Annotated in this window: 19 protein-coding genes and 1 pseudogene; 14 read left to right on the forward strand and 6 right to left on the reverse strand. The window is 71.1% G+C overall.

Translation table 11 applies throughout. From position 1 onward, the window contains the following. Positions 1 to 79 precede the first annotated feature (79 nt). A complete protein-coding gene (locus tag ACIBAF_RS29350) occupies positions 80 to 1,303 on the forward strand; it encodes an arginine deiminase (RefSeq protein WP_399467003.1) in 1,224 nt (407 codons plus the stop codon). Positions 1,304 to 1,395: 92 nt separating this feature from the next. After that, entirely contained in the window at positions 1,396 to 2,403 is a 1,008-nt protein-coding gene (gene argF, locus ACIBAF_RS29355) for an ornithine carbamoyltransferase (RefSeq protein ID WP_399467005.1), read from the forward strand. Positions 2,404 to 2,465: 62 nt separating this feature from the next. Here the strand turns inward: argF and ACIBAF_RS29360 are convergent, their stop codons facing one another. Then, positions 2,466 to 2,927 carry an ATP-binding protein gene (locus tag ACIBAF_RS29360; protein ID WP_399467059.1) on the reverse strand — a complete coding sequence of 154 codons (462 nt, stop codon included), beginning with the start codon at positions 2,925 to 2,927 and terminating at the stop codon, positions 2,466 to 2,468. 314 nt (positions 2,928 to 3,241) lie between these two features. Here ACIBAF_RS29360 and ACIBAF_RS29365 point away from each other — a divergent pair, with 314 nt between their 5' ends. Both ACIBAF_RS29365 and ACIBAF_RS29370 read left to right on the forward strand, forming a co-directional pair. Further along, positions 3,242 to 4,069, forward strand: coding sequence for an enoyl-CoA hydratase family protein (locus tag ACIBAF_RS29365; RefSeq protein ID WP_399467007.1), 828 nt, complete (start codon positions 3,242 to 3,244; stop codon positions 4,067 to 4,069). Positions 4,070 to 4,071: 2 nt separating this feature from the next. After that, entirely contained in the window at positions 4,072 to 6,462 is a 2,391-nt protein-coding gene (locus ACIBAF_RS29370; RefSeq protein WP_399467009.1) for a bifunctional salicylyl-CoA 5-hydroxylase/oxidoreductase, read from the forward strand. On the opposite strand, the gene ACIBAF_RS29375 is transcribed toward ACIBAF_RS29370, so the two are convergent. After that, positions 6,452 to 7,312, reverse strand: coding sequence for a PaaX family transcriptional regulator C-terminal domain-containing protein (locus ACIBAF_RS29375; RefSeq protein ID WP_399467010.1), 861 nt, complete (start codon positions 7,310 to 7,312; stop codon positions 6,452 to 6,454). The genes ACIBAF_RS29370 and ACIBAF_RS29375 overlap by 11 nt on opposite strands. A 15-nt stretch (positions 7,313 to 7,327) precedes the next feature. Then, entirely contained in the window at positions 7,328 to 9,001 is a 1,674-nt protein-coding gene (locus tag ACIBAF_RS29380) for an AMP-binding protein (protein WP_399467012.1), read from the reverse strand. Between the two features lie 262 nt (positions 9,002 to 9,263). Here ACIBAF_RS29380 and ACIBAF_RS29385 point away from each other — a divergent pair, with 262 nt between their 5' ends. Continuing rightward, positions 9,264 to 10,427 (forward strand): acyl-CoA dehydrogenase family protein, encoded by a 1,164-nt coding sequence (locus ACIBAF_RS29385; protein WP_399467014.1) that lies wholly within the window; start codon positions 9,264 to 9,266, stop codon positions 10,425 to 10,427. Further along, positions 10,424 to 10,825, forward strand: a complete 402-nt coding sequence (locus ACIBAF_RS29390; protein ID WP_399467016.1) for a RidA family protein — start codon at positions 10,424 to 10,426, stop codon at positions 10,823 to 10,825. The genes ACIBAF_RS29385 and ACIBAF_RS29390 overlap by 4 nt, the downstream gene beginning before the upstream one ends. 46 nt (positions 10,826 to 10,871) lie before the next feature. Here ACIBAF_RS29390 and ACIBAF_RS29395 read toward each other — a convergent pair whose 3' ends face one another. Further along, positions 10,872 to 11,084: a DUF5999 family protein gene (locus tag ACIBAF_RS29395; protein WP_399467018.1), complete on the reverse strand. Its 213-nt coding sequence runs from the start codon at positions 11,082 to 11,084 to the stop codon at positions 10,872 to 10,874. Between the two features lie 230 nt (positions 11,085 to 11,314). Here ACIBAF_RS29395 and ACIBAF_RS29400 point away from each other — a divergent pair, with 230 nt between their 5' ends. Then, positions 11,315 to 11,752 (forward strand): DUF6299 family protein, encoded by a 438-nt coding sequence (locus ACIBAF_RS29400; protein ID WP_399467020.1) that lies wholly within the window; start codon positions 11,315 to 11,317, stop codon positions 11,750 to 11,752. Positions 11,753 to 11,783: 31 nt separating this feature from the next. Here ACIBAF_RS29400 and ACIBAF_RS29405 read toward each other — a convergent pair whose 3' ends face one another. Next, complete coding sequence (locus tag ACIBAF_RS29405) at positions 11,784 to 12,677, reverse strand: NAD(P)-dependent oxidoreductase (protein ID WP_399467061.1); 894 nt, start codon at positions 12,675 to 12,677, stop codon at positions 11,784 to 11,786. A gap of 385 nt (positions 12,678 to 13,062) precedes the next feature. Between ACIBAF_RS29405 and ACIBAF_RS29410 the strand changes: the two genes are divergently transcribed. The 7 genes from ACIBAF_RS29410 (at position 13,063) to ACIBAF_RS29440 (ending at position 21,850) form a co-directional block, all read left to right on the forward strand. Further along, positions 13,063 to 13,659 (forward strand): TetR/AcrR family transcriptional regulator, encoded by a 597-nt coding sequence (locus ACIBAF_RS29410; RefSeq protein WP_399467022.1) that lies wholly within the window; start codon positions 13,063 to 13,065, stop codon positions 13,657 to 13,659. A 183-nt stretch (positions 13,660 to 13,842) separates the two neighbouring features. Then, positions 13,843 to 14,835: an immunity 49 family protein gene (locus ACIBAF_RS29415; RefSeq protein ID WP_399467024.1), complete on the forward strand. Its 993-nt coding sequence runs from the start codon at positions 13,843 to 13,845 to the stop codon at positions 14,833 to 14,835. Positions 14,836 to 14,895: 60 nt separating this feature from the next. After that, positions 14,896 to 15,303, forward strand: coding sequence for a PH domain-containing protein (locus tag ACIBAF_RS29420; RefSeq protein WP_399467026.1), 408 nt, complete (start codon positions 14,896 to 14,898; stop codon positions 15,301 to 15,303). A 277-nt stretch (positions 15,304 to 15,580) separates the two neighbouring features. Continuing rightward, positions 15,581 to 16,696, forward strand: a complete 1,116-nt coding sequence (locus ACIBAF_RS29425; RefSeq protein ID WP_399467028.1) for an LUD domain-containing protein — start codon at positions 15,581 to 15,583, stop codon at positions 16,694 to 16,696. A 179-nt stretch (positions 16,697 to 16,875) separates the two neighbouring features. After that, positions 16,876 to 17,811 carry a hypothetical protein gene (locus ACIBAF_RS29430; protein ID WP_399467030.1) on the forward strand — a complete coding sequence of 312 codons (936 nt, stop codon included), beginning with the start codon at positions 16,876 to 16,878 and terminating at the stop codon, positions 17,809 to 17,811. 98 nt (positions 17,812 to 17,909) lie between these two features. Further along, complete coding sequence (locus tag ACIBAF_RS29435) at positions 17,910 to 21,311, forward strand: RHS repeat domain-containing protein (protein WP_399467032.1); 3,402 nt, start codon at positions 17,910 to 17,912, stop codon at positions 21,309 to 21,311. Between the two features lie 125 nt (positions 21,312 to 21,436). Further along, positions 21,437 to 21,850 carry a hypothetical protein gene (locus ACIBAF_RS29440; protein WP_399467063.1) on the forward strand — a complete coding sequence of 138 codons (414 nt, stop codon included), beginning with the start codon at positions 21,437 to 21,439 and terminating at the stop codon, positions 21,848 to 21,850. Here ACIBAF_RS29440 and ACIBAF_RS29445 read toward each other — a convergent pair. Further along, a pseudogene (locus ACIBAF_RS29445) lies at positions 21,848 to 22,147 on the reverse strand (nucleotidyl transferase AbiEii/AbiGii toxin family protein); the annotation flags it as partial. The gene ACIBAF_RS29440 and the pseudogene ACIBAF_RS29445 overlap by 3 nt on opposite strands. Position 22,148: the final 1 nt, after the last annotated feature.

Here is a 22,148-nt window from a genome sequence, read left to right on the forward strand (position 1 = left end):
TCAAGGGGACGAAAACAAAGCGGATACAGAAACGGTCGGGCAGCGGGTGAAGACGGTCCCCGATGGTCAGGATGGAGACATGGGATTCCATGTCGACTCCGAGGCCGGGCGGCTGCGCCGCGTCATCCTGCACCGGCCGGATCTCGAGCTCAAAAGGCTCACCCCCAGCAACAAGGACGCCCTGCTCTTCGACGACGTGCTCTGGGTGCGCCGGGCGCGCGCCGAGCACGACGGCTTCGCCGATGTGCTGCGCGACCGCGGCGTCGCCGTGCATCTCTTCGGCGACCTGCTCACCGAGGCCCTAAAGATCCCGGCGGCCAGAGCGCTCGTCCTGGACCGCGTCTTCGACGAGAAGGAGTACGGGGTGCTCGCCACCGATCACCTGCGTGCCGCCTTCGACGCCCTGCCCGCCCCGGAGCTGGCGGAGGCCCTCGTCGGCGGCATGACCAAGCGGGAGTTCCTGGAAGCGCACGCCGAGCCGACGTCCGTGCGCTTCCATGTGATGGACCTCGACGACTTCCTCCTCGACCCCCTCCCCAACCACCTCTTCACCCGCGACACCTCCGCCTGGATCTACGACGGCGTCGCCATCAACGCCATGCGCTGGCCGGCCCGGCAGCGCGAGACCGTCCACTTCGAGGCGATCTACCGGCACCACCCCCTCTTCCGCGGCGAAACGTTCCGCGTCTGGTCCGAGGGGCAGTCCGACTACCCGTCCACCATCGAGGGCGGCGACGTCCTCGTCATCGGCAACGGCGCCGTGCTGATCGGCATGAGCGAGCGCACCACCGCGCAGGCCGTCGAGATGCTCGCCCACAAGCTGTTCGCGGCGGGCTCGGCCGAGACCATCGTGGCCCTCGACATGCCGAAGCGGCGCGCTTTCATGCACCTCGACACCGTGATGACGATGGTCGACGGCGATGTCTTCACCCAGTACGCGGGCCTCGGCATGCTCCGCTCGTACACCATCGAACCGGGCGCCGGCGAGAAGGAGTTGAAGGTCACCGACCATCCTCCGGAGCACATGCACCGCGCGATCGCCGCCGCCCTCGGCCTCAGTGAGATCCGTGTGCTCACCGCCACCCAGGACGTGCACGCGGCCGAACGCGAGCAGTGGGACGACGGCTGCAACGTCCTCGCCGTGGAGCCGGGCGTCGTCATCGCCTACGAGCGCAACGTCACCACCAACACCCATCTGCGGAAACAGGGCATCGAGGTGATAGAGATCCCGGGCAGCGAGCTGGGCCGGGGGAGGGGCGGGCCGCGCTGCATGAGCTGTCCGGTCGAACGGGCGGCCGTATAGGACCGGGGGCCGTGGCAGAACCGGACCGTATAGAAATTCTAATCTTCGTATAGACTTCCACGGTCCTGTTCTCGTACCTCTGGAGCGCCCCCATGGCGACTGTCCCGACCGCCCTCGCCGGCCGCCACTTCCTCAAGGAGCTGGACTTCACGGCGCAGGAGTTCCGCGGCCTGATCGAGCTGGCCGCCGAGCTGAAGGCCGCCAAGAAGGCCGGGACCGAGCCCCAGCACCTGCGCGGCAGGAACATCGCGCTGATCTTCGAGAAGACGTCCACGCGGACCCGCTGCGCGTTCGAGGTCGCCGCCGCCGACCAGGGCGCGTCGACCACGTACCTCGACCCCTCCGGCTCGCAGATCGGCCACAAGGAGTCGGTGAAGGACACCGCGCGCGTCCTGGGCCGGATGTACGACGGCATCGAGTACCGCGGCGACAGCCAGCAGAAGGTCGAGGAGCTCGCCGCCCACGCGGGCGTCCCCGTCTACAACGGCCTCACCGACGACTGGCACCCCACCCAGATGCTCGCCGACGTGCTCACCATGACCGAGCACAGCAGCAAGCCGCTGAACGGGATCGCCTTCGCCTACCTCGGCGACGCCCGCTTCAACATGGGCAACTCCTACCTGGTCACCGGGGCGCTGCTCGGCATGGACGTCCGCATCGTCGCGCCCAAGGCGTACTGGCCCGGTGACGAGGTCGTCGGCCGCGCCCGCGAGCTGGCCGAGGCCTCAGGCGCCACGATCCTGCTCACCGAGGACGTGGCCGAGGGCGTGGCGGGCGCCGACTTCGTCGCCACCGACGTGTGGGTCTCCATGGGCGAGCCCAAGGCGGTCTGGGACGAGCGGATCACCGCCCTCGCCCCGTACGCCGTGACCATGGACGTCCTGCGCGCCACCGGCAACCCGGACGTCAGGTTCCTGCACTGCCTGCCCGCCTTCCACGACCTGGGCACCAAGGTCGGCCAGGACATATACGACAGTCACGGCCTCGACTCCCTGGAAGTCACCGACGAGGTCTTCGAGTCGGAGTACTCGGTCGTCTTCGACGAGGCGGAGAACCGTCTGCACACCATCAAGGCCGTACTCGTGGCGACCCTGGCCTGACCTGGCCCCATGTCGTCCGGGCCTCATGTCGTCCGGGCCTCATGTCGTCCGGGCGGTCGGCGTCACGCCGGACGCGGACGCCACTGCTGCGGGACCGCGGTCAGCCTGAACCACACGGCCTTGCCCTGGTCCGTGGGCCGGTGCCCGCAGGACGAGCTGAGGGCGCGGATCAGCAGCAGCCCCCGCCCGTGCTCCTGCCAGGGGTCGGGCTCCTCGCCGGACGGACGGGTGAGATCGCCGGGCGGAACCGGGTCGGGGTCGTGCACCTCGACCTGGCAGCCGGTCGGCTGCAGCTCCACGACCAGCTCAATCGGGGCGTCCCCGGCGGTGTGCTCCACGGCGTTCGCCACCAGCTCGGCGGTGAGCAGCTCCGCGGTGTCGCTGTCCGCTCCGTGCTTCAGCTCGGCCAGCGCCGTACGGACCAGTGCGCGGGCCACCGGCACGGCCGCGGCGGAGTGCGGCAGTGCGATTCGCCAGGAGGCGGCGGAGTCGGCGGGGCGTTCGTGCAAGGCGAGTCCGTTCATGGCGCAGGGTCCCGTGATCGACATCAGGCGGTCCTGCTTTCAACTTTATGAATGGTAACGGCGGCCTCCGGCAGAGGCGCTCGGCGGGTGCCGTACGGGACCCTCGGCCCCGCTACCGGCGGCATACCCGGGTCAACGGCCCCCCTCGCGCGCCTGATCCCGTTGTTACCGCCTTATTGACGACCGGTGACGTGTGTGACGGGAACATGCCGTGCGGTGACACGGCGATTCTGCCCGGACGGCCTATCGCGCACTCATGACGACAGTCACGAGAGGGTGATAACTTCGGAGGTGACTGTCGAGGAGGCCGCTTCATGAGTCCCTTCACCGGCTCCGCCGCCCGCACCTCCGACTGGCGTCACCTGCGCGTCGAGCTCACCGACGGCATCGCCACCGTCACCCTGGCCCGTCCCGAGAAACTCAACGCCCTCACCTTCGGCGCCTACGCCGACCTGCGCGACCTGCTCGCCGAGCTGTCCCGGGAACGGTCGGTCCGCGCCCTGGTCCTGGCCGGCGCGGGACGCGGCTTCTGCTCCGGCGGGGACGTCGACGAGATCATCGGCGCCACCCTCGGCATGGACACCGCCCAGCTCCTCGACTTCAACCGGATGACCGGCCAGGTCGTGCGGGCCGTACGGGAGTGCCCGTTCCCGGTGATCGCGGCCGTGCACGGAGTGGCGGCGGGCGCCGGCGCGGTCCTCGCCCTGGCCGCGGACTTCCGGGTCGCCGACCCCAGCGCCCGCTTCGCGTTCCTCTTCACCCGCGTCGGCCTGTCCGGCGGCGACATGGGCGCCGCCTACCTCCTGCCCCGCGTCGTCGGCCTCGGCCACGCCACCCGCCTGCTCATGCTCGGCGAACCGGTCCGCGCCCCCGAGGCCGAACGGATCGGCCTGATCAGCGAGCTGACGGAAGAGGGCCGGGCCGACGAGGCCGCACAGACCCTCGCCCGCCGCCTGGCCGACGGCCCGGCCCTGGCGTACGCCCAGACGAAGGCCCTGCTGACGGCCGAGCTGGACATGCCGCTGGCGACGGCGGTGGAGCTGGACGCGGCCACTCAGGCCCTCTTGATGAACGGCGAGGACTACACGGAGTTCCACGCCGCGTTCAAGGAGAAGCGCCCTCCGAAGTGGAAGGGGCGGTAGACATGGCAGCCGACGTCCGGGCCACCTCCCCAGGGGCGCGGGGCCGCGTCGAACCCGCCGCTGCCGCCGCGCGGGCGCGACCAGCCGCCGACGACCCGCAGCCGCCGACGGCCGCCCGCCACCCCCGACGCATCGCGATCATCGGCGGCGGCCCCGGCGGCCTCTACGCCGCAGCGTTGCTGAAACGCCTGGACCCCACCCGGGACATAACCCTCTGGGAACGCAACGCGCCCGACGACACCTTCGGCTTCGGAGTGGTCCTCTCCGACGAGACCCTGGGCGGCATCGAACACGCCGACCCGCAGGTCTACACGGCCCTCCAACGAGACTTCATCCGCTGGGACGACATCGACATCGTCCACCGAGGCGCCCGCCACACCTCCCGAGGACACGGCTTCGCCGCCCTCGGCAGAAAACGTCTTCTGCAGATCCTGCACGAGCGCTGCCGCTTCCTCGGCGTGGACCTGCGTTTTTGCACCGAGGCTCCGTACCCCGCCTGGCTGGCGGAGGAGTACGACCTCGTCATCGCCGCCGACGGTGTGCACAGCACCACCCGCGAGGCGTACGCCCAGGTCTTCCGGCCCCAGGTGGAGGGCCACCGCTGCCGCTACATCTGGCTCGCCGCCGACTTCGCCCTCGACGCCTTCCGCTTCGAGATCGCCGAGACCGAGCACGGCGTGATGCAGTTGCACGCCTACCCCTTCGCGGCCGACGCCTCGACCGTGATCGTCGAGATGCGCGAGGAAGTCTGGCGAGCAGCCGGTTTCGACGAACTCGACGAGCGGGAGTCGGTCGAGCGCTGCGCCAAGATCTTCGCGGACGCGCTCGGCGGACGCCCCCTGAAGTCCAACAACTCCACCTGGACCACGTTCCGTACGGTGGTCAACGAACGGTGGTCGCACGGCAACCTCGTCCTGCTGGGCGACGCCGCCCACACCGCCCACTTCTCCATCGGCTCCGGCACCAAGCTCGCCGTCGAGGACGCCCTGGCGCTGGCGGCCTGTCTGGCGGAACACCCCGACCTGTCCTCGGCGTTGACCGCGTACGAGGAGGAGCGCAGGCCCGTCGTCGCCTCCACCCAGCGGGCCGCCCGCGCCAGCCTGGAGTGGTTCGAGAACCTCGGCCTCTACCTCGACCAGCCGCCCCGCAGGTTCGCCTTCAACCTCCTCACCCGCAGCCGTCGCGTCACCCACGACAACCTGCGGCTGCGCGACCCCCGCTTCACGCAGGCCGTGGAGCGGGAGTTCGGCTGTCCGCCCGGGACGCCCCCGATGTTCACCCCGTTCCGGCTGCGCGGTCTGACCCTGCGCAACCGGGTCGTCGTCTCACCCATGGACATGTACTCCGCCACCGACGGCGTCCCCGGTGACTTCCACCTCGTCCACCTCGGCGCCCGCGCCCTCGGCGGGGCCGCCCTGGTGATGACCGAGATGGTGTGCGTGTCCCCGGTGGGGCGCATCACCCCCGGCTGCACCGGCCTCTACACCGGCAGACAGGCCGACGCCTGGCGGCGGATCACCGACTTCGTGCACACGCGGGCGCCGGGCGCCGCGATCGGCGTCCAGCTCGGCCACAGCGGACGCAAGGGCTCGACCAGACTGATGTGGGAGGGCATGGACGAACCGCTGCCCGACGGCAACTGGCCGCTCGTGGCCGCCTCCCCGCTGCCCTACAAGCCGGACAGTCAGACCCCCCGCGCCCTCGGCCGTGCCCAACTCACCGATCTGCGCGAACAGTTCGCCGCCGCAGCCGGGCGGGCCGCCCGCTCGGGCTTCGACCTGCTCGAACTGCACTGCGCCCACGGCTACTTGCTGTCCGGCTTCCTCTCCCCGCTGACCAACCGCCGCACGGACGCCTACGGAGGATCGCTCGCCAAGCGGCTGCGCTTCCCACTGGAGGTCTTCGACGCGGTCCGCGAGGTCTGGCCGGCGGACCGCCCGATGACCGTGCGCATCTCCGCCACCGACTGGGCCGAGGGCGGCACTTCGGCCGACGACGCCGTCGAGATCGCCCGAGCCTTCGCCGCGCACGGGGTCGACGCGATCGACGTGTCCACCGGGCAGGTGGTGGCCGAGGAGCGGCCTGAGTTCGGACGCTCGTACCAGACGCCGTTCGCCGACCGGATCCGGCACGAGACGGGCGTCCCGGTGATCGCGGTCGGCGCGATCTCCTCCTGGGACGACGTCAACTCCCTTATCCTGGCGGGCCGTACGGACCTGTGCGCCCTCGCCAGGCCCCACCTCTACGACCCCAACTGGACCCTGCACGCGGCCGCCGAGCAGGGCTACGCCGGCCCCGGCGCGGACTGGCCCGACCCCTACCGCGCGGGCAGCCGGCCCCCGCGCATCGGACGCACGGACGCGCCCAAACCCCGTCTGACGCTCACGAGTTGAGGTCGCCGGGGGCCTCGGCGACCTCCTGGCAGGCGCCGGGGACCCCGGCGAACTCCGCCCCCGCGTCCCGTAGCCGCTCGTGCAGCGCCTGGAACACCGCTGCCGAGCGGGTGCCCGGCCAGCCCTGCGGCAGCAGACGCGCGGGCAGGCCGGGATCCGTGTAGGGCAGGTGGCGCCAGGAGTCCAGGGCCAGGAGGTAGTCGCGGTAGGCCTCCTGCGGCGGGGTGTCCGGCCGCTGCTGCCAGGCCTCCAGCACGCGCGCGTGGCGGTCGAGGAACGTCTCGTGCTCCTTGGCGATGGCCGCAAGGTCCCACCAGCGGGCCACGGCGTCGACGGTCGGCGCGAAACCGAGGTGCTTGCCGCGGAAGAGGTCGACATACGGGTCCAGGCGCAGCCGGCGCAGGGTGTGCCGGGTCTCGTCGTGCAGCCGCGCCGGGGCGATCCACACCCCAGGAGCCGCCGTGCCGAAACCCAGACCGGCCAGCCGCGACCGCAGCACATGCCGCTTCTGCCGCTCCGACTCCGGCACCGAGAACACCGCCAGCACCCAGCCCTCGTCCGCGTGGGGCGCCGTGGCGTAGATGCGCCGGTCGCCGTCGTCGAGCAACTGCCGTGCCTCGTCGGACAGTTCGTACCCGGCAGCGCCCTGTGCGGTACGGGCCGGCAGCAGCAGTCCGCGCCGCTTCAGCCGGGACACCGAGGAGCGTACGGAGGGTGCGTCGACGCCGACCGCGGCGAGCAGCCGGATCAGCTCGGCGACGGGCACCGGGCCCGGGGCGAAGCGGCCGTACGCGCCGTAGAGCGTGACGATGAGAGACCGGGGTGCTGGCTGGTCGGACACGTTGATCATCTTAGTTCTTCGACATCACTGCTGGTCACCATCGGTGTCATCACCGGTGTGCGGTGCGCTGTCACCTTCGCTGACGTCTCCGTCGTCCTCGCTTCGGTCTTCGCTTCGGTCTTCGGCGCGCAGTCTGAATCTCTGCAGTTTCCCGGTCGCGGTGCGCGGCAGCGCGTCCAGGAACACGAACTCGCGCGGGCACTTGTACGGCGCCAGCTCCTGTTTCACAAAGGCGCGCAGCGCCTCCGTGTCGCGCCGGGCGCCCTCCCGCAGGACGGCGAACGCGACGACCACCTGCCCCCGGCGCTCGTCGGTCCGCCCCACGACCGCCGCCTCGACCACGTCCGGATGGCGCAGCAGGGCCTCCTCGACCTCGGGTCCCGCGATGTTGTACCCGGCCGAGATGATCATGTCGTCGGCGCGGGCGACATACCGGAAGTAGCCGTCCGCCTCGCGGACGTAGGTGTCGCCGGTGACGTTCCAACCGTCGCGCACGTACTGCTGTTGCCGCGGGTCGGCGAGGTAGCGGCAGCCGACCGGGCCGCGCACGGCGAGCAGCCCGGGCTCGCCGTCGGGCACGGGCGCGCCGCCCGCGTCCTGCACGCGCGCGTGCCAGCCCGGCACGGGGACGCCGGTCGTGCCGGGCCGGATGCGCTCGTCGGCCGCCGAGATGAAGATGTGCAGCAGTTCGGTGGCGCCGATGCCGTTGATCAGCCGCAGCCCGGTCCGCTCGTGCCAGGTCCGCCAGGTGGCGGCGGGCAGGTTCTCGCCGGCGGACACGCAGCGCCGCAGCGACGAGACGTCGTGCGCGTCGAGGTCGTCGAGCATCGCGCGGTAGGCGGTGGGCGCCGTGAACAGCACGGTCACCCGGTGCTCGGCGATCGCCGGCAACAGCTGCCGTGGGCTTGCCTGTTCCAGCAACAACGCACTGGCGCCGATCCGCAGCGGAAAGACGACCAGCCCGCCGAGACCGAAGGTGAAGCCGAGTGGGGGACTGCCGGCGAAGACATCGTCGGGAAGCGGTTTCAGTACATGCCGCGAGAAGGTGTCGGCGATCGCCAGCACATCCCGGTGGAAGTGCAGACAGCCCTTCGGGCGGCCGGTGGTGCCGGAGGTGAACGCGATCAGCGCAACATCGTCGGAAGCGGTTTCGACGGCCGGGTACGGCTCGGTCGGCGCCGGCCGGTTCAGCAGGTCGTCGGGGGCGTCACCGCCGTAGGTCGTGATCCGCAGCCCGGGTATCTCCGCCTTGGCGAGGTCGTCGACGGCCCTGATGTCGCACAGCGCGTGCCCCACCCGCGCGATGTCGCACATGGTGCGCAACTCGTGCGGCCGCTGCTGCGCCAGGACGGTGACCGCGATCGCGCCCGCCTTGAGCACCGCCAGCCAGCAGGCCGCGAGCCACGGCGTGGTGGGCCCGCGCAGCAGCACACGGTTTCCGGGGACGACTCCGAGGTCGCCGGTGAGCAGATGCGCGATCCGGTCGACCCCGGCGCGCAGCTCGCCGTACGTCCAGGAAGGCCCCGCCGGGGTGTGGAAGACGGGCCGCTCCGGAGCGGCGTGGTCGAGCAGCTCGGCGGCGCAGTTCACACGGTCGGGGTAGTCCAGCTCGGGCAGCTCGAAGCGGAGCTCGGGCCAGTGGCCGGGCGGCGGGAGATGGTCGCGGGCGAAGGTGTCGACATGGGCCGAGACGTTCATGGGCGTGCGCCCCCTTGCCTGGATGGACTGGCTGTCCGGCTGGGCCGCCCGGGCGGGCGTCGGCCTGGGCTCGCACTTCGAGCGTATCGCCTTGGTGACGACAGTCAACGGTACGCGATAACGTCGGATACTGTCGGAGGAGACACACGCGGCCGGGGCCGACGGATCACGGCACGATCGAGCAGCATCGGGCGCGGCCGTCCGGACGGCGAAGTCGCCGGAGACAGATCGGACAGCGCTCGTACGGCAGAGGGGACATCAGATGTCCGCATTCTCGCTCGAACCGACGCAAGCCGCCTGGTGTGCCGAGCTGCGTACGCTGGCCGCCGACCGACTGCGTCCCCTTGCCGAGAAGGGCGAGCCGGGCCGCGTCAACCGCCTGCTCGTCGCCGAACTCGGCCGACTCGGTCTGCTCTCCCGTCTGTTCACCTCCGGCGCCGTCGACCTCTGCCTGATGCGCGAGTCCCTCGCCTACGCCTGCACGGAGGCGGAGACCGCGCTCGCGCTGCAAGGACTCGGCGCGCATCCGGTCCACGGCCACGGCACCCCCGCCCAGCGGGAACGCTGGCTGCCCCGGGTCGCCGACGGCAGCGCGGTGGCCGCGTTCGCCCTGAGCGAGCCGGGCGCGGGCTCGGACGCGGCGGCACTCTCACTGGCCGCCGAGCGGGACGGCCCGGGCGGCTGGCGGCTCACCGGCGAGAAGTGCTGGATCTCCAACGCTCCCGAGGCCGACTTCTACACCGTCTTCGCCCGCACGGCCCAGGGGGCCGGCGCTCGCGGCGTCACCGCATTCCTCGTTTCCGCCGACCGGCCCGGCCTCACCGGCTCCGCCCTCGACATGCTCTCCCCGCACCCCATCGGCGCCCTCCGCTTCGACGCCGTCCCGGTCACGGCGGACGACGTGCTCGGCGAGCCCGACCGCGGGTTCCGGGTCGCCATGGGCACCCTCAACCTGTTCCGCCCCAGCGTCGGCGCCTTCGCCGTCGGCATGGCCCAGGCCGCCCTCGACGCCACTCTCGCCCACACCTCCCAACGGGACGCGTTCGGCGGCAAGTTGATGGACCTTCAGGCAGTTGCCCACCAGGTCGCCGAGATGGCGCTGCGCACGGAGGCCGCCCGTCTGATGGTCCACGCGGCGGCGGCGGCGTACGACGACGCGGCCCCGGACGTCCCCAAGCGGGCCGCGATGGCCAAGCTGCTCGCCACCGAGACCGCGCAGTACGTCGTCGACGCGGCCGTCCAACTCCACGGCGCGCGGGCGCTGCGCCGCGGCCATCTGCTGGAGCACCTCTACCGGGAGGTGCGCGCGCCGCGGATCTACGAGGGCGCCAGCGAGGTCCAACGAGGCATCATCGCCCGGGAGTTGTACGCCGAACAGGCCCGACCGGCAGAACATCCCGGACACGCAGACCTGGAGGCCAGGTGACCGTCGAGCGCGTCAATCCGCCGGAACTCTCCCCGCCCACCGGCTTCTCCCACGCCGTCGTCGCCGTCGGCGGTCGGATCGTGTTCCTGGCCGGCCAGACCGCGCTCGACGCCGACGGGAAGGTCGTGGGGGAGTCCCTGCCGGAACAGTTCGCGCGGGCGCTCGCGAATCTGCTGGCCGCGTTGGCGGCGGCGGGCGGCACGGCGTCGGACCTGGCGCGCGTCACGGTCTACGTCACGGACGTCGCCGCGTATCGCGAGTGCGCCCCCGAACTGGGCCGTATCTGGCGGGAGTCGGCGGGCAACGACTATCCGGCGATGGCGGTCGTCGGAATCGTACGACTCTGGGACGAGCAGGCGCTCGTCGAACTGGACGGGTTCGCGGTCCTGGACCGGTGACCGGCGCCGGCGGGCCGCGATCAGCGGGCCGGGGCGCTGATCAGGGTCAGGCGGCGACAGCCAGCCGCTCTGCGACCAGCGGCACGGTCACGGTCACCCGGTGCGGGTCCACGACCCGGCCGTCGGGCAGCAGCTCGCCGGAGTCGTCGAAGACGATCGTGCCGTCGCAGAGCAGGTTCCAGCCCTGCTCGGGGTGGGCGGCGACGACGTGCACGGGGTGGGCGTCGGCAGAAGCGCTGGGAAACTGGTGGGAACACATGGCGCACCTCCACGTCGGTGGGGTCGGCCGTCCGGTCGGCCCGCATGGACAGACCATGCGCCCGGCAGGAAGTCATCGCCAGAGGGCGCCCGAAAGCGTGACAGCACCAGGACAACTCCACGACCGTTCATCGACGACCGGTGCGGACTCGCCACCGAAGGAGTGACGATCACCGCCGCGGACGCGCCCGCCCGGTACCAGTGGAGGCTCCCACCACTGGAGGTTCTGCCATGTCGCTGCGCCCCGCCCTGTCCGCGGCCGCCGGTGCCGCCCTGCTTCTGCTGGCCGCCCCGGCTCTCACCGCCGCCACCGCCACCGCCGCTCCGTCGGAGTCCGTCACCGTCGACCCGGTCGGCCGCATCGCCGCCGACGGAACCGTCACCCTCTCGGGCGCCTACCGCTGTGTCGGCAACACGGGACCCGTGTTCGTCAGCTCCTCCGTCGGCCAGAAATCCGCCGGTGTCCGGCACGGCATCGGCGGCAGCCGTGCCGTGTGCGACGGCGCCGAGCACACCTGGGAGAACACCGGAAAGGCCACCCCGAAGGACCTCGAACCCGGCAAGGCCCACGTAGAGGCCACGCTGATGGAACTCCGCCCCGCGGGCGGCCTGCTCCTGCCCCGCTTCCACGCGACGCAGGAGCAGGACATCACCCTGACGGAGGGCTGAGCGACGCGGGCGCGCCGCTCGACCGTCCGATTCATGGCCGTTCCTCCGGCCGGACGGGCCGGCGAGTGCCGTCGGTCGGGGGCGTGCCGTCGGTCCGGGCCTCCAGCGCGTGCAGGACGGCCACCATGTCCTCGCCGCCGTGGCCTCGTTCGACGGTCTCGCCGTAGAGGGCGTGGCAGACGTCGAGGAGCGGGGAGGCCAGGTCGGCCTTGCGGGCGGCCTCCGCGATCAGGCGGTTGTTCTTCAGGACGTCCGCGGCGGCCGCCTGGACGGTGAAGTCGCGGTCCAGCAGCTTGAGCGCCTTCCCCCGGGAGACGGCGCTGGCCATCGGGCCCGCGTCCAGGACGTCCCGGAGCAGGCGCCGGTCGAGCCCGTGCCGGTCGGCGAAGTGGAACGCCTCGGTCAGCCCGGTGACCAGCGTGATCAGGAACAGGTTCACCGAGAACTTCATCAGCAGCGCGCCCGGGACCGGACCGCAGCCGAACGTCTCGCGGCAGACGGGAGCGAGCAGGGGCCGTACGGCCGCCACGGCATCGTCGTCGCCCGCCAGCATCCCCACCAGCTCGCCCCGTTCGGCCGGGACGCGTGAACCGGACACCGGAGCCTCGACGTATCTCCCGCCCGCCGCCCGGATGTCGTCCTGGAGGCTGCCCGAGTACTCGGCCGAGGTCGTGCCCATGTGGACGACGGTGTGTCCGGCGACGCGCGCCGCGAAGTCGGGGGCGCCGCGCCCCAGCACCGCGTCGACGGCGTTCTCGTCGGCCAGCATCAGCAGCACGGCCTGGGCCCGGTCGAAGACCTCGGCCGGGCTCTTTGCGACCTCGGCTCCGACCGCGCGCAGGGGCTCGCACCGGCCGGGGGTGCGGTTCCACACGACGAGGCGCGCCCCGGCGCGGGCGAGGTTGAGCGCCATGGGCTGCCCCATGACCCCGAGGCCGACGAAGCCGAGGGAATCGAGGGAACCGAGGAGATCGACGGAGCTGAGGAGATCGACGGAGCTGAGGGGATCGACGGAGCTGTGGGGATCGACGGAGCTGTGGGGATCGACGGAGCTGAGGGGATCGACGGAGCTGAGGGGATCGACGGAGCTGAGGGGATCGACGGAGCTGTGGGGATCGACGGAACCAACGGAATCTGCGTTCACGATGCACCGCCCTGCCTGGCTCATGCCCGAGGCCGAACCGTCGCCCTCGTCGCCCTCGCCGCACTCACCACCGACCGACTATGACAGCGGTCATAGTAGTCGCCCCTATGACGGCGGTCATAGGGTGAGGGGCGGAGCACTCGTGACGCGGTGGCGGAGGTCGACAATGACGGTGACCGAACGAGGCCCGCGGGAGCGGATGGTCTTCAGCGCGGCCCAGCTCATCCGGCGCGACGGAGTCGCCTCCACCGGCATGCGCGAGGTGGCCGTTCACGCCGAGGCGCCGCGCGGTTCGCTCCAGCACTACTTTCCCGGCGGCAAGGAACAGCTGGTCAACGAGGCGGTGGGCTGGGCGGGCCGGTACGCGGGCAATCGGGTCGCGCGTTTTCTCGCCGCGCTGCCCGAGCCGACGCCCAGCACACTGTTCGCCGAGATGGTGCGGCAGTGGACCGACGAGTACGAGGCCGTCGGGTTCGCGGGAGGCTGTCCGGTGGCCGCCGCGACGGTGGACTGCGCCGAGTCCACCGTCTCCACCCGGGAGGCCGCAGCGGCCGCGTTCGCCACCTGGACCGAGCCGGTGGCCCAGGCCCTGGCGGACATGGGCGTGCCCGAGGAGCGGGCCGGTGCGCTCGCCACCCTCATGATCAGCGCCCTGGAGGGGGCGATCCTGATGGCCCGCGCCGAACGCGACGTCCGAGCCCTGACGACCGTGGCCCGGGAACTCGCCCCCCTCCTCGACGCGGCGGCCCGCCCGGCCGACTGATCGACCACCCTGCGCTGGGAGGACTCGATACGACAAGACCGCCGCCGTCTACCTCGCCGGACTCCACATCGCCGCCGTCTTCATCTGGTCGGCGAGGTGATCCGAAAGAAACGCTCCAGTGCTGTCAGTGCCCGTTGATAACGTGCTTCGTCCAGTCGTCGAGTTCATGAAGGGACGGGGCGCGTGCGGGATGTGACATGCCATCAGGTAGGCGAGCAGCGGTTGGCCGAGGCGCTCGACGACATCGACGGGCGGGCCTACACGCGGTGGCACTCGCTTCGGTACGGCAGCATCTCGCCGACGCTGATCCGGGCCATGGCGGACGAACTGCTCGACCACGTCGCCGCGCGAACGGTGACGGAGCCGGGGCTCGACGCCGCGGCCGGCACGGTCGCCGTCACCGCCGCGGAGTGTGTGCACGGAGTGCTGAGCATCATGTGCTTCCCCGACGGGGACCAGGAACTCCGGTTCCCCCTCGTCGGGGAACGGATCAGCACGGACCCGGACGACGACGAGTTCGGGGACGGGCCCATCACCTTCCGAGACGTAGTCAAGGAGGCGCCCACTGCGCGGACCTGGCTCGACATGTTCGAGATGTGTGTCGTCAGCGGGCATGTGTGGGATTGGGAGCGGGTCACCGGGCTGCTGCTGCGCGGCGACTACGCGCCCGCCATCCATGACGGCGTGCCCTACAACCGGTACACCTCCGTCTCCGACCCCGCCGACCTCGCCGCCATGGACGCCCTGTGCCCCTATCTCACCGAGGCGGCCGGGCATCTGCCCCGAGACTGGCCGACGGTTGCGCTGCGCAAGCCCGACGCCGGGGAGCGCGCGGAGGCCGCCCGGCGGCTCGACGAGGTCGGCGACGCGCTGAGCGCGGACCAGCGGCTGCTCCGCGTACTCCTCGACGACGACCGGCACGCCTTCGAGGACGCCCTCGTCGCCCGGCTGGTCGCGTACCGGGAGAGCGTCGAGGCCGATGCCGGTGATCCCGCGCCCCGGTCCCTCCTCCCCCTCGGCGCCCTCGCCCTGGCCTGCCTCGCCGTCCAGGTCCATGGGTGGGAACTCGGTGTCCGGTCCGGGTATCTGCCGTACGGTCTGCTGGGATCGCCGGACGCGCCGCGCCGGGCGGCGGAGGGGAATCGGAACAACTTGGGCTACTGGGCCGCCAAGTAGGCAACCCGGAGGGCGGGGAATGGGTGTGACGGGTGTGACGGTGTGACGGGTGTGACGGGTGTGACGGGTGTGATCTTGCGGGAGTACCGTGCCGACAGACGCGCGCGGCTGAAGGTGCTCGCGCTCATCGCGCTGATGCTGGCGTGCGGGGTGCTCGAGGTGGTCATCAACGACCTGCCGGGCTGGGTCGCGGCGATCCTGATAGGAGTTCTGACCATCGTCGACGGCGTGTGGGCCCTGTCCCTGTGGCGCGCCCGCACGGTGGTACGGGCGAGCGGGATCGCCGTGGTCGGGGTGGTGCGGGTGCGGAAGTGGGCCTGGCCCGACATCCCGGACATCGTCGTGGAGACGGACTCGTCCCCACCGAGGCAGCGCGTACGTCTGTGCGACAGCCAAGGGCGGAAGACCACCCTGCCTCACGTCGGCGAACGCCATCTGCCGGATCTCCACGCCCTGCGACCCCGGTAGCCCCGCCGGCGTCGAGCCTCAGTCCGTGTCTTTCGCGATGATCCGAACGCCACGGCCTGGCAGCGACCTCGTTCCGTCGCGCGCTGCGCCTTCCCACTTCACTGCCTGGAGCCGGCCTTGCCTCCTCACGGAACTCCGCCTCGTCGGTAAGCCCTGACGCAACGAGGCAAGATCCGACGGACCTCGTCCGAATGGCAACCCTCCCCGCCGCCTCACATTCCGAAGGGCTGCGTCGTCGTACCGGTGAGGACGACAACGAGAGGGAGAGGGGACTTCGATGAACGACTTCCAGGCCATCGCGGACCGCGTCGAGATCGAGGCACTGCGCGGCGAGTTCACGGACGCGGTGATGATGCGCGACCGACCCCGCCTGGCGTCGCTGTTCACACCGGACGGCGCCCTGCGCATGCCCAACATCCCGGTCGAGCAGGTCGGCCGGGAGGAAATCATCGCCGGGGGCGAACGGCTGCAGAGCCTGTGGGACTTCTTCGTGCAGAACACCCACCCCGGCACGATCCTGCTGGACGGCGACACCGCGACCGGCCGCGCCTACATCCAGGAACTCGCGCGCACCCTCGACGGACGCCAGGGTCTGAACTACGCCGTCTACCACGACCGTTACCAGCGCACCGTGGAGGGCTGGAAGTTCGCCGAGCGGGTGTACGAGGTCAGGTACCTCGACACCTCCCCGCTGGCGGGCACGGCGCCCCACGCGGCGCAGGGCTCCGGCGCCGCCCCGGCGGACGCCACCCGGGCAGACGCCCCGGCCGCCCCGGCCCCGGCCGCGTCCTTCGCCGACCCGGCCTCGGCCGAACAACTGGAGCGGGCGGCCGCCGCGCTGCGTGCCGGCGGTTTCGCCGCCGAGATCCTCGACGACGCGGCGGCCGCGCGCGTCCGTGTCAAGGACCTGGTTCCCGAGGGCGCCAGCGTGCTCACCGGAGCCAGCGAGACCCTCCGGCTGTCCGGCATCGACGAGGACATCAACGCCGGCGGCCGGTACGACGCCATCAGGCCGCGCGTTCTGGCCATCGACCGTGCCACCGGCGCCGACGAGATCCGCAGGCTGCTCGCCGGCCCCGACTACGTCGTCAACAGCGTCGCCGCGGTCACCGAGACCGGCTCGCTCGTCCTCGCCTCGGGCAGCGGCAGCCAACTCCCCGCCAACGCGGGCGGCGCCGCCCACGCGGTCTGGATCGTCGGCGCGCAGAAGGTGGTGCCCGACCTGAGCACAGCGCTGCGCCGCGTGGAGGAGCACGCCCTCCCGCTGGAGAACGTCCGCGCCCAGGCGGTCTACGGCAAGCCCAGCGCGGTCAACCGCCTGCTCGTCCTCAACGCGGAACCCCACCCGGGGCGCGGCACCGTGCTGCTTCTCCGCGAGGCCATCGGATACTGATCCGGCGCAGGGGCCGTCCGATGTGTGTGCGCAAGCGGAGGCAGCGGCTTCATTTGGAACGTTTGTTGCACCTGAGTCAAGAGTTGGCGAAATAGTGAAGTAACTAGTGCGGAAACTTTCACACCCCATATAGATAGTGCGCTGGCAGTGGCCAATAAGTGACGTTGGGGTGGGGGAAGTTGAGACAGAGACATCGCGTCAGACGTACGGCTACGACATCGGGACGGGGTCTGCTGGCTGCCGTCGTCGCCACGGCGACGGCGGCACTGACCGCACTGCCCTCCATGACCGCGCCGGCGGCCGCGGCGGAACCGGCCGCCGGCCTCTCCGCGGGGCAGCGGGCCCTGGCCGAGGCGAAGGAGTCCGGCCGTCGGGTGGAGGTGGTCGGCGAGCGAACGGAGCGCACGACCGTCTTCGCCAACCCCGACGGATACACCTCGACCCTGGAGGAATCCGCGATTCCGGTACGGGTGGAGAAGCCGGGCGGAGGCTGGCAGCAGCCCGACGCGACCCTGGTGCGGCGCGCGGACGGATCCGTGGGCCCGAAGGCCGCCGCGGTGGGCATGAACTTCTCCGGCGGCGGCAGCAGCGACCCGCTCGTCTCGATCAGCGAGCACGGCAGGTCGCTCTCCCTCGACTGGCCCGGGAAACTCCCCCGACCCCAGCTCAACGGGTCGAGCGCGCTGTACGCCGATGTGCTCCCGGACGTGGACCTCAAGGTGACCGCCACCGTCGAGGGCTTCCAGCACGTCCTGGTCGTCAAGACCCCCAAGGCGGCGGCGAACAAGGCGCTGAAGCAACTCAACTTTGTCATGCACAGCACTGGGCTGACGGTCCGCAGGACCCCGTCCGGCGCACTGGCCGCCGTGGACGAGGCCGGCCAGACCGTGTTCCGCGCGCCCACGGCGCAGATGTGGAACTCGGCGGGCCGCGCCGTCGCCGCCCGGCACCGCGCGACCCAACGGCTCACGGCCCCCGCGCAGACCCCCGCGCCGGCCGACCCCGCGGAGGCGGCCCCCTCGGGCTCCGGCCTCGAACCGGGCCAGGGTGACAAGGTCGCCCTGATGCCGGTGCGGGTCTCCAAGAACGCCGTCTCGGTGGTGCCGGACGCCTGAAGACCTGGAAGGGCAGGGCCAAGAGCTACAGCTCCACCGTCCCGACCTGGCAGAAGACCGAGAGCACCGGCTACGACACCCTCGGCCGCGTCACCTCCGTGACGGACGCCCTGGAGAAGACCACCACCACCGCCTACACGCCGACCGCTGCCGGCCCGCTGACCAAGAAAGTCGTCACCAATCCCAAGACGCAGGCCACCACGTCCTTCATAGACCCGCGCCGCGGCCTCGACCTGCGGATCTACGACGCGAATCTGAAGAAGACCGAGCTCGCCTACGACGCCCTCGGCCGGCTGACCGACGTATGGCGGCCCAACCGCAACCGGGCCGCCGGCTACAGCCCGACACAGAAGTTCGGCTACGACCTCAGCGCTGCCAAGCAGTCCTGGGCGTCCTCCGCATCGCTCAAGGCGGACGGCGAGACGTACAACACCACCTACACCCTCTACGACTCACTGCTGCGCCCCCTCCAGGAACAGTCACCCAGCCCCAAGGGCGGACGGGTCCTCACCGACACCCGCTACGACACCCGGGGCCTGGCCTACGAGAAGTACGAGCAGATCTTCGACCCCGCCTCCGCGCCGAACTCGACCTACACCAGGGCCGAGTACGGCGAGGTGCCCAAACAGACCGAGACGGTCTACGACGGCGCCGAGCGCGCCATCTCCAGCGAACTCCTCGTCTACGGCGTGCACAGGTGGACCACCACCACCTCCTACACCGGTGATTCGACCGCGGTCACCGCTCAGCAGGGCGGCACCGCGACCCGAACCCTCACCGACGCCCGGGGACGGGACGTGGAGAAGCGCGAGTACGCGGGCCCGGACCCGGCCGACAGCCAGTTCGGCGACGGCGTCGGCGCCGTCTACAGCGCCACCAAGTACCAGTACACGCTGGACGACAAGCAGAGCGGCATCACCGGACCCGACGGAGCCCAGTGGACCTACGGGTTCGACCTGCTCGGCCGGCAGACCAGCGTCAGCGACCCCGACAAGGGCACGTCCACGATGGGCTACGACGACCTCGACCGCGTCGTCAAAAGCACGGACTCGCGAGGCAAGACCGTCCTGACCGCGTATGACGAGATCGGACGGACGACCGGCACCTGGGACGGCGTCCAGGACGACGCCCACCAGCTCACCGAGTACACCTACGACACCGTGCTCAAGGGGCAGCCGACCTCCAACACCCGCTTCGTGGGCGGCCGGGCCGGAAAGGCGTACACCAAGACGGTCACCGGCTACGACACCCTCGACCGTCCGACGGCCACCACCCTCACGCTGCCCGCCGGCGATCCGCTCGTCGCCGCCGGCGCGCCGGCCACGATCTCGTTCTCCAGCGCGTACCGCCTCGACGGCACGCTCGGCAACAACCAGGAGCCCGGGCTGGGCGGGCTGGCGGCCGAGAGCATCGACTACGGCTACACCCCCCTCGGCCAGGTCACCTCGATCACCGGCAGCACGGGCTATCTGCTGGCCGCCGACTACTCGGCCGTCGGTCTCGCCCAGCAGTACACGATGGGCACGCAGAACACCGAAGCCGCCAAGAAGGTCTATGTCACCAACACCTTCGAGGAGGGCACCGACCGCCTCACCGACACGCATGTCACGGACCAGACCCACCCGTACATGCTGATGGACCTCAACTACACCTTCGACCAGGCCGGCAACATCACGGCGATCTCCGACCCGACCACCCTCGGGGGCACGACCGCGGCCGAGACGCAGTGCCTCAGCTACGACGGCAACCGACGGCTGAAGAGCGCCTGGACGCCCTCCTCGCAGAAGTGCTCCGACGCGCCCAGCGCATCGAGCCTCTCCGGCCCCGCCCCCTACTGGACCGACTACCAGTACAGCCAGGGCGGGCAGCGCACCGCCGAGATCCAGCACAAGGCGACCGCCGACACCACGAAGACGTACTGCTACAAGGAGGGAAGGCCGCACGTCCTGTCCGGCACCAGCAAGACGGCGAACTGCACCGCACCCGACGCCGCGTACGGCTACGACGCCTCGGGCAACACCACCTCCCGGCCCGGCCCGACGGCCAAGCAGGACCTTCTCTGGTCCCCTGAGGGGCGGCTCTCCCAGCTCACCGAGAACGGCAAGAAGACCGACTACGTCTACGACGCCGACGGCAAGCTCCTGATCCGCAGCGCGGAAGGCGGCGAACGCGTCCTGTACACGGGCAACACCGAACTCCACCTGAGGGCGAACGGCACGACCTGGGCCCAGCGCACCTACTCCTCGGGCAGCCTGACCATCGCGATCCGCAGCAACGAGTCCGGGACCGACAAGCTCAGCTATCTCGCCGGAGACCATCAGGGGACCCAGAGCCTCGCGGTCTCCGCGGACAGCGCCCAGACGGTCACCAAGCGCCGGATGACACCGTTCGGCGAGGACCGCGGCGCGACCACCGGCGGCGCCTGGCCGGACGACAAGGGGTTCCTGGGCAAGACCAACGACGCCAAAACGGGCCTCACCCATGTCGATGCCCGGGAGTACGACCCCGCCATCGGCCAGTTCATCAGCGTCGACCCGAAACTCAGCACCGATCAGGGCCAGTCCCTCAACGGATACGCCTACTCCAACAACAATCCCGCGACGTTCGCCGACCCGACCGGCGAAGGCGTCCCCGAATGCCGGGACGGCAGTATCCCCTGCCGTAACGGCATCCCCATCAGCACCGGCGGGAACCAGCCGGCGCCCTGCCCCAGCGTGATCAATCCGCAGTGCCCGGAATACCCGGGCAACGGCGGTGGCGGCGGTGGCGGTGGCGGTGGCGGCGGTGGCGGTGGCGGTGGCGGCAACGGGGGCGGCGGCGGCACGGGCGGCGGCGGGGTCTACGGCCCGCCCAGCTGCGGGGCGCCTCCGATGGCGGCCTGCAGCGGCCCGGTGTACGGGCCGCCCTCCCAGCCGCCGCTGCTCATGGGCCCCGACCCGGTTCCGCTCCTGTCCTTCTCGGCCAACTGCGGGATCGCGTCCAAGGTGCAGAACTACGTCTGCAACGCCGGCAACGGAGTCATGACCTCGGGCTCCTACGTCCAGTCGGCCTTCACCCAGGCGGGCAGTCTGACCACCGACGCCAAGGCCGCGATGCGCTCCACCAGGCAGTCCTCCCAGATCCTGCAGGCGATGCGGGACAATCCCGGTCTCACCCGCGTGGCGGCCATCGGGAGCAGCAAGTGGATGGGCGTCGCCAGCAAGGGACTGCTGGTGGGCGGCGTCGCGTTCACCGCCTATTCCAACTACCAGTCCACCGGCGGTGACATCCCCCTCACGGCGGCCGAGACAGCGGTCGACACGGCCGTGGTCCTCGGTACGACCAAGGTGGGCGCCACACTCGGGGCGGCGATCGGCACCGCCATCGCGCCCGGCGTGGGCACGGTCATCGGCGGAGCCATCGGGGCCGGCGCGGGAGCCGTCACCGGCATCCTGGCGTCGGGCCCGATCAACAACGCCATGTCGAAGGGCTGGAAGAGCGTGAAGGGCTGGTTCAGCTGACCGCTGGACCTCAGTGAGCAGGCGTCGGACGGGCTCCGCAGGACGAGGACGTACCTCGGAGCCCGCCCGGCGGCTCCCTCCCAGCCGGGGAGCCGAGCACCAGCGACACATGGAAGGATCGCGCAATGCAGTACGTCATCGGACTCCTCTTCGTGGCCGGCTCCGCGTTCATGACCTGGAAGGTCACCCAGTTGTGGCGCGACGCCGACCTGGTCGAGCCCTTCATGGCGACCTTCTCCTTCATGCCGTTCGGCAAGGAGGTCAAACGAGGAGAGATACGGTCCCTCGCCCTCACCGCCCTCTCCCTGTGGGGGGTCACCGTCCTTCTCTTCCTGGGCCTCTGGGACGTCGACATCACCGGCCCGCTGACCGTCCTCTTCGCCGTGGCGCTGGTCACCGTGCTGCTCTGCCTGCTGTGCGAGGCGAGCGTGGTCCTGTTCAACGCCCCGAAGTTCGTCGTACCGCCGCACATGCGCGCCGACCTCGGGGTGCTGGCGGCCCGCCGGGCGAACCGGGCAGGGGGCGCACGGCGCACCTGACTTGAGGATGTCCACTTCGCATTCCTGGCCCGTGGCTGGGTCGGTCACAGTGAAGCGGGCGGACAGCGGGGCGGTCTCCAGCGCGTGCACCTCCCAGCCGCGGGCTTCCAGGCCGGCGCTGAGTGTGGCGGCGATGCCGGCCATCGGCGCCGGGTTCTCGGTGGCGACGTCGAGGTCCTGGCTGGGGCGGTTCACGAGACGGTGCGCCCGCACGGCATATCCACCGGTGAGGACCAGGGGGTACGGGGAGCCGAGCGCGATCACGTCCGCCAGGAGCCGCGTGTGCAGCTCCGGCATG

This window comes from Streptomyces sp. NPDC051677 (assembly GCF_044453465.1).
Taxonomy (GTDB): Bacteria; Actinomycetota; Actinomycetes; order Streptomycetales; family Streptomycetaceae; genus Streptomyces.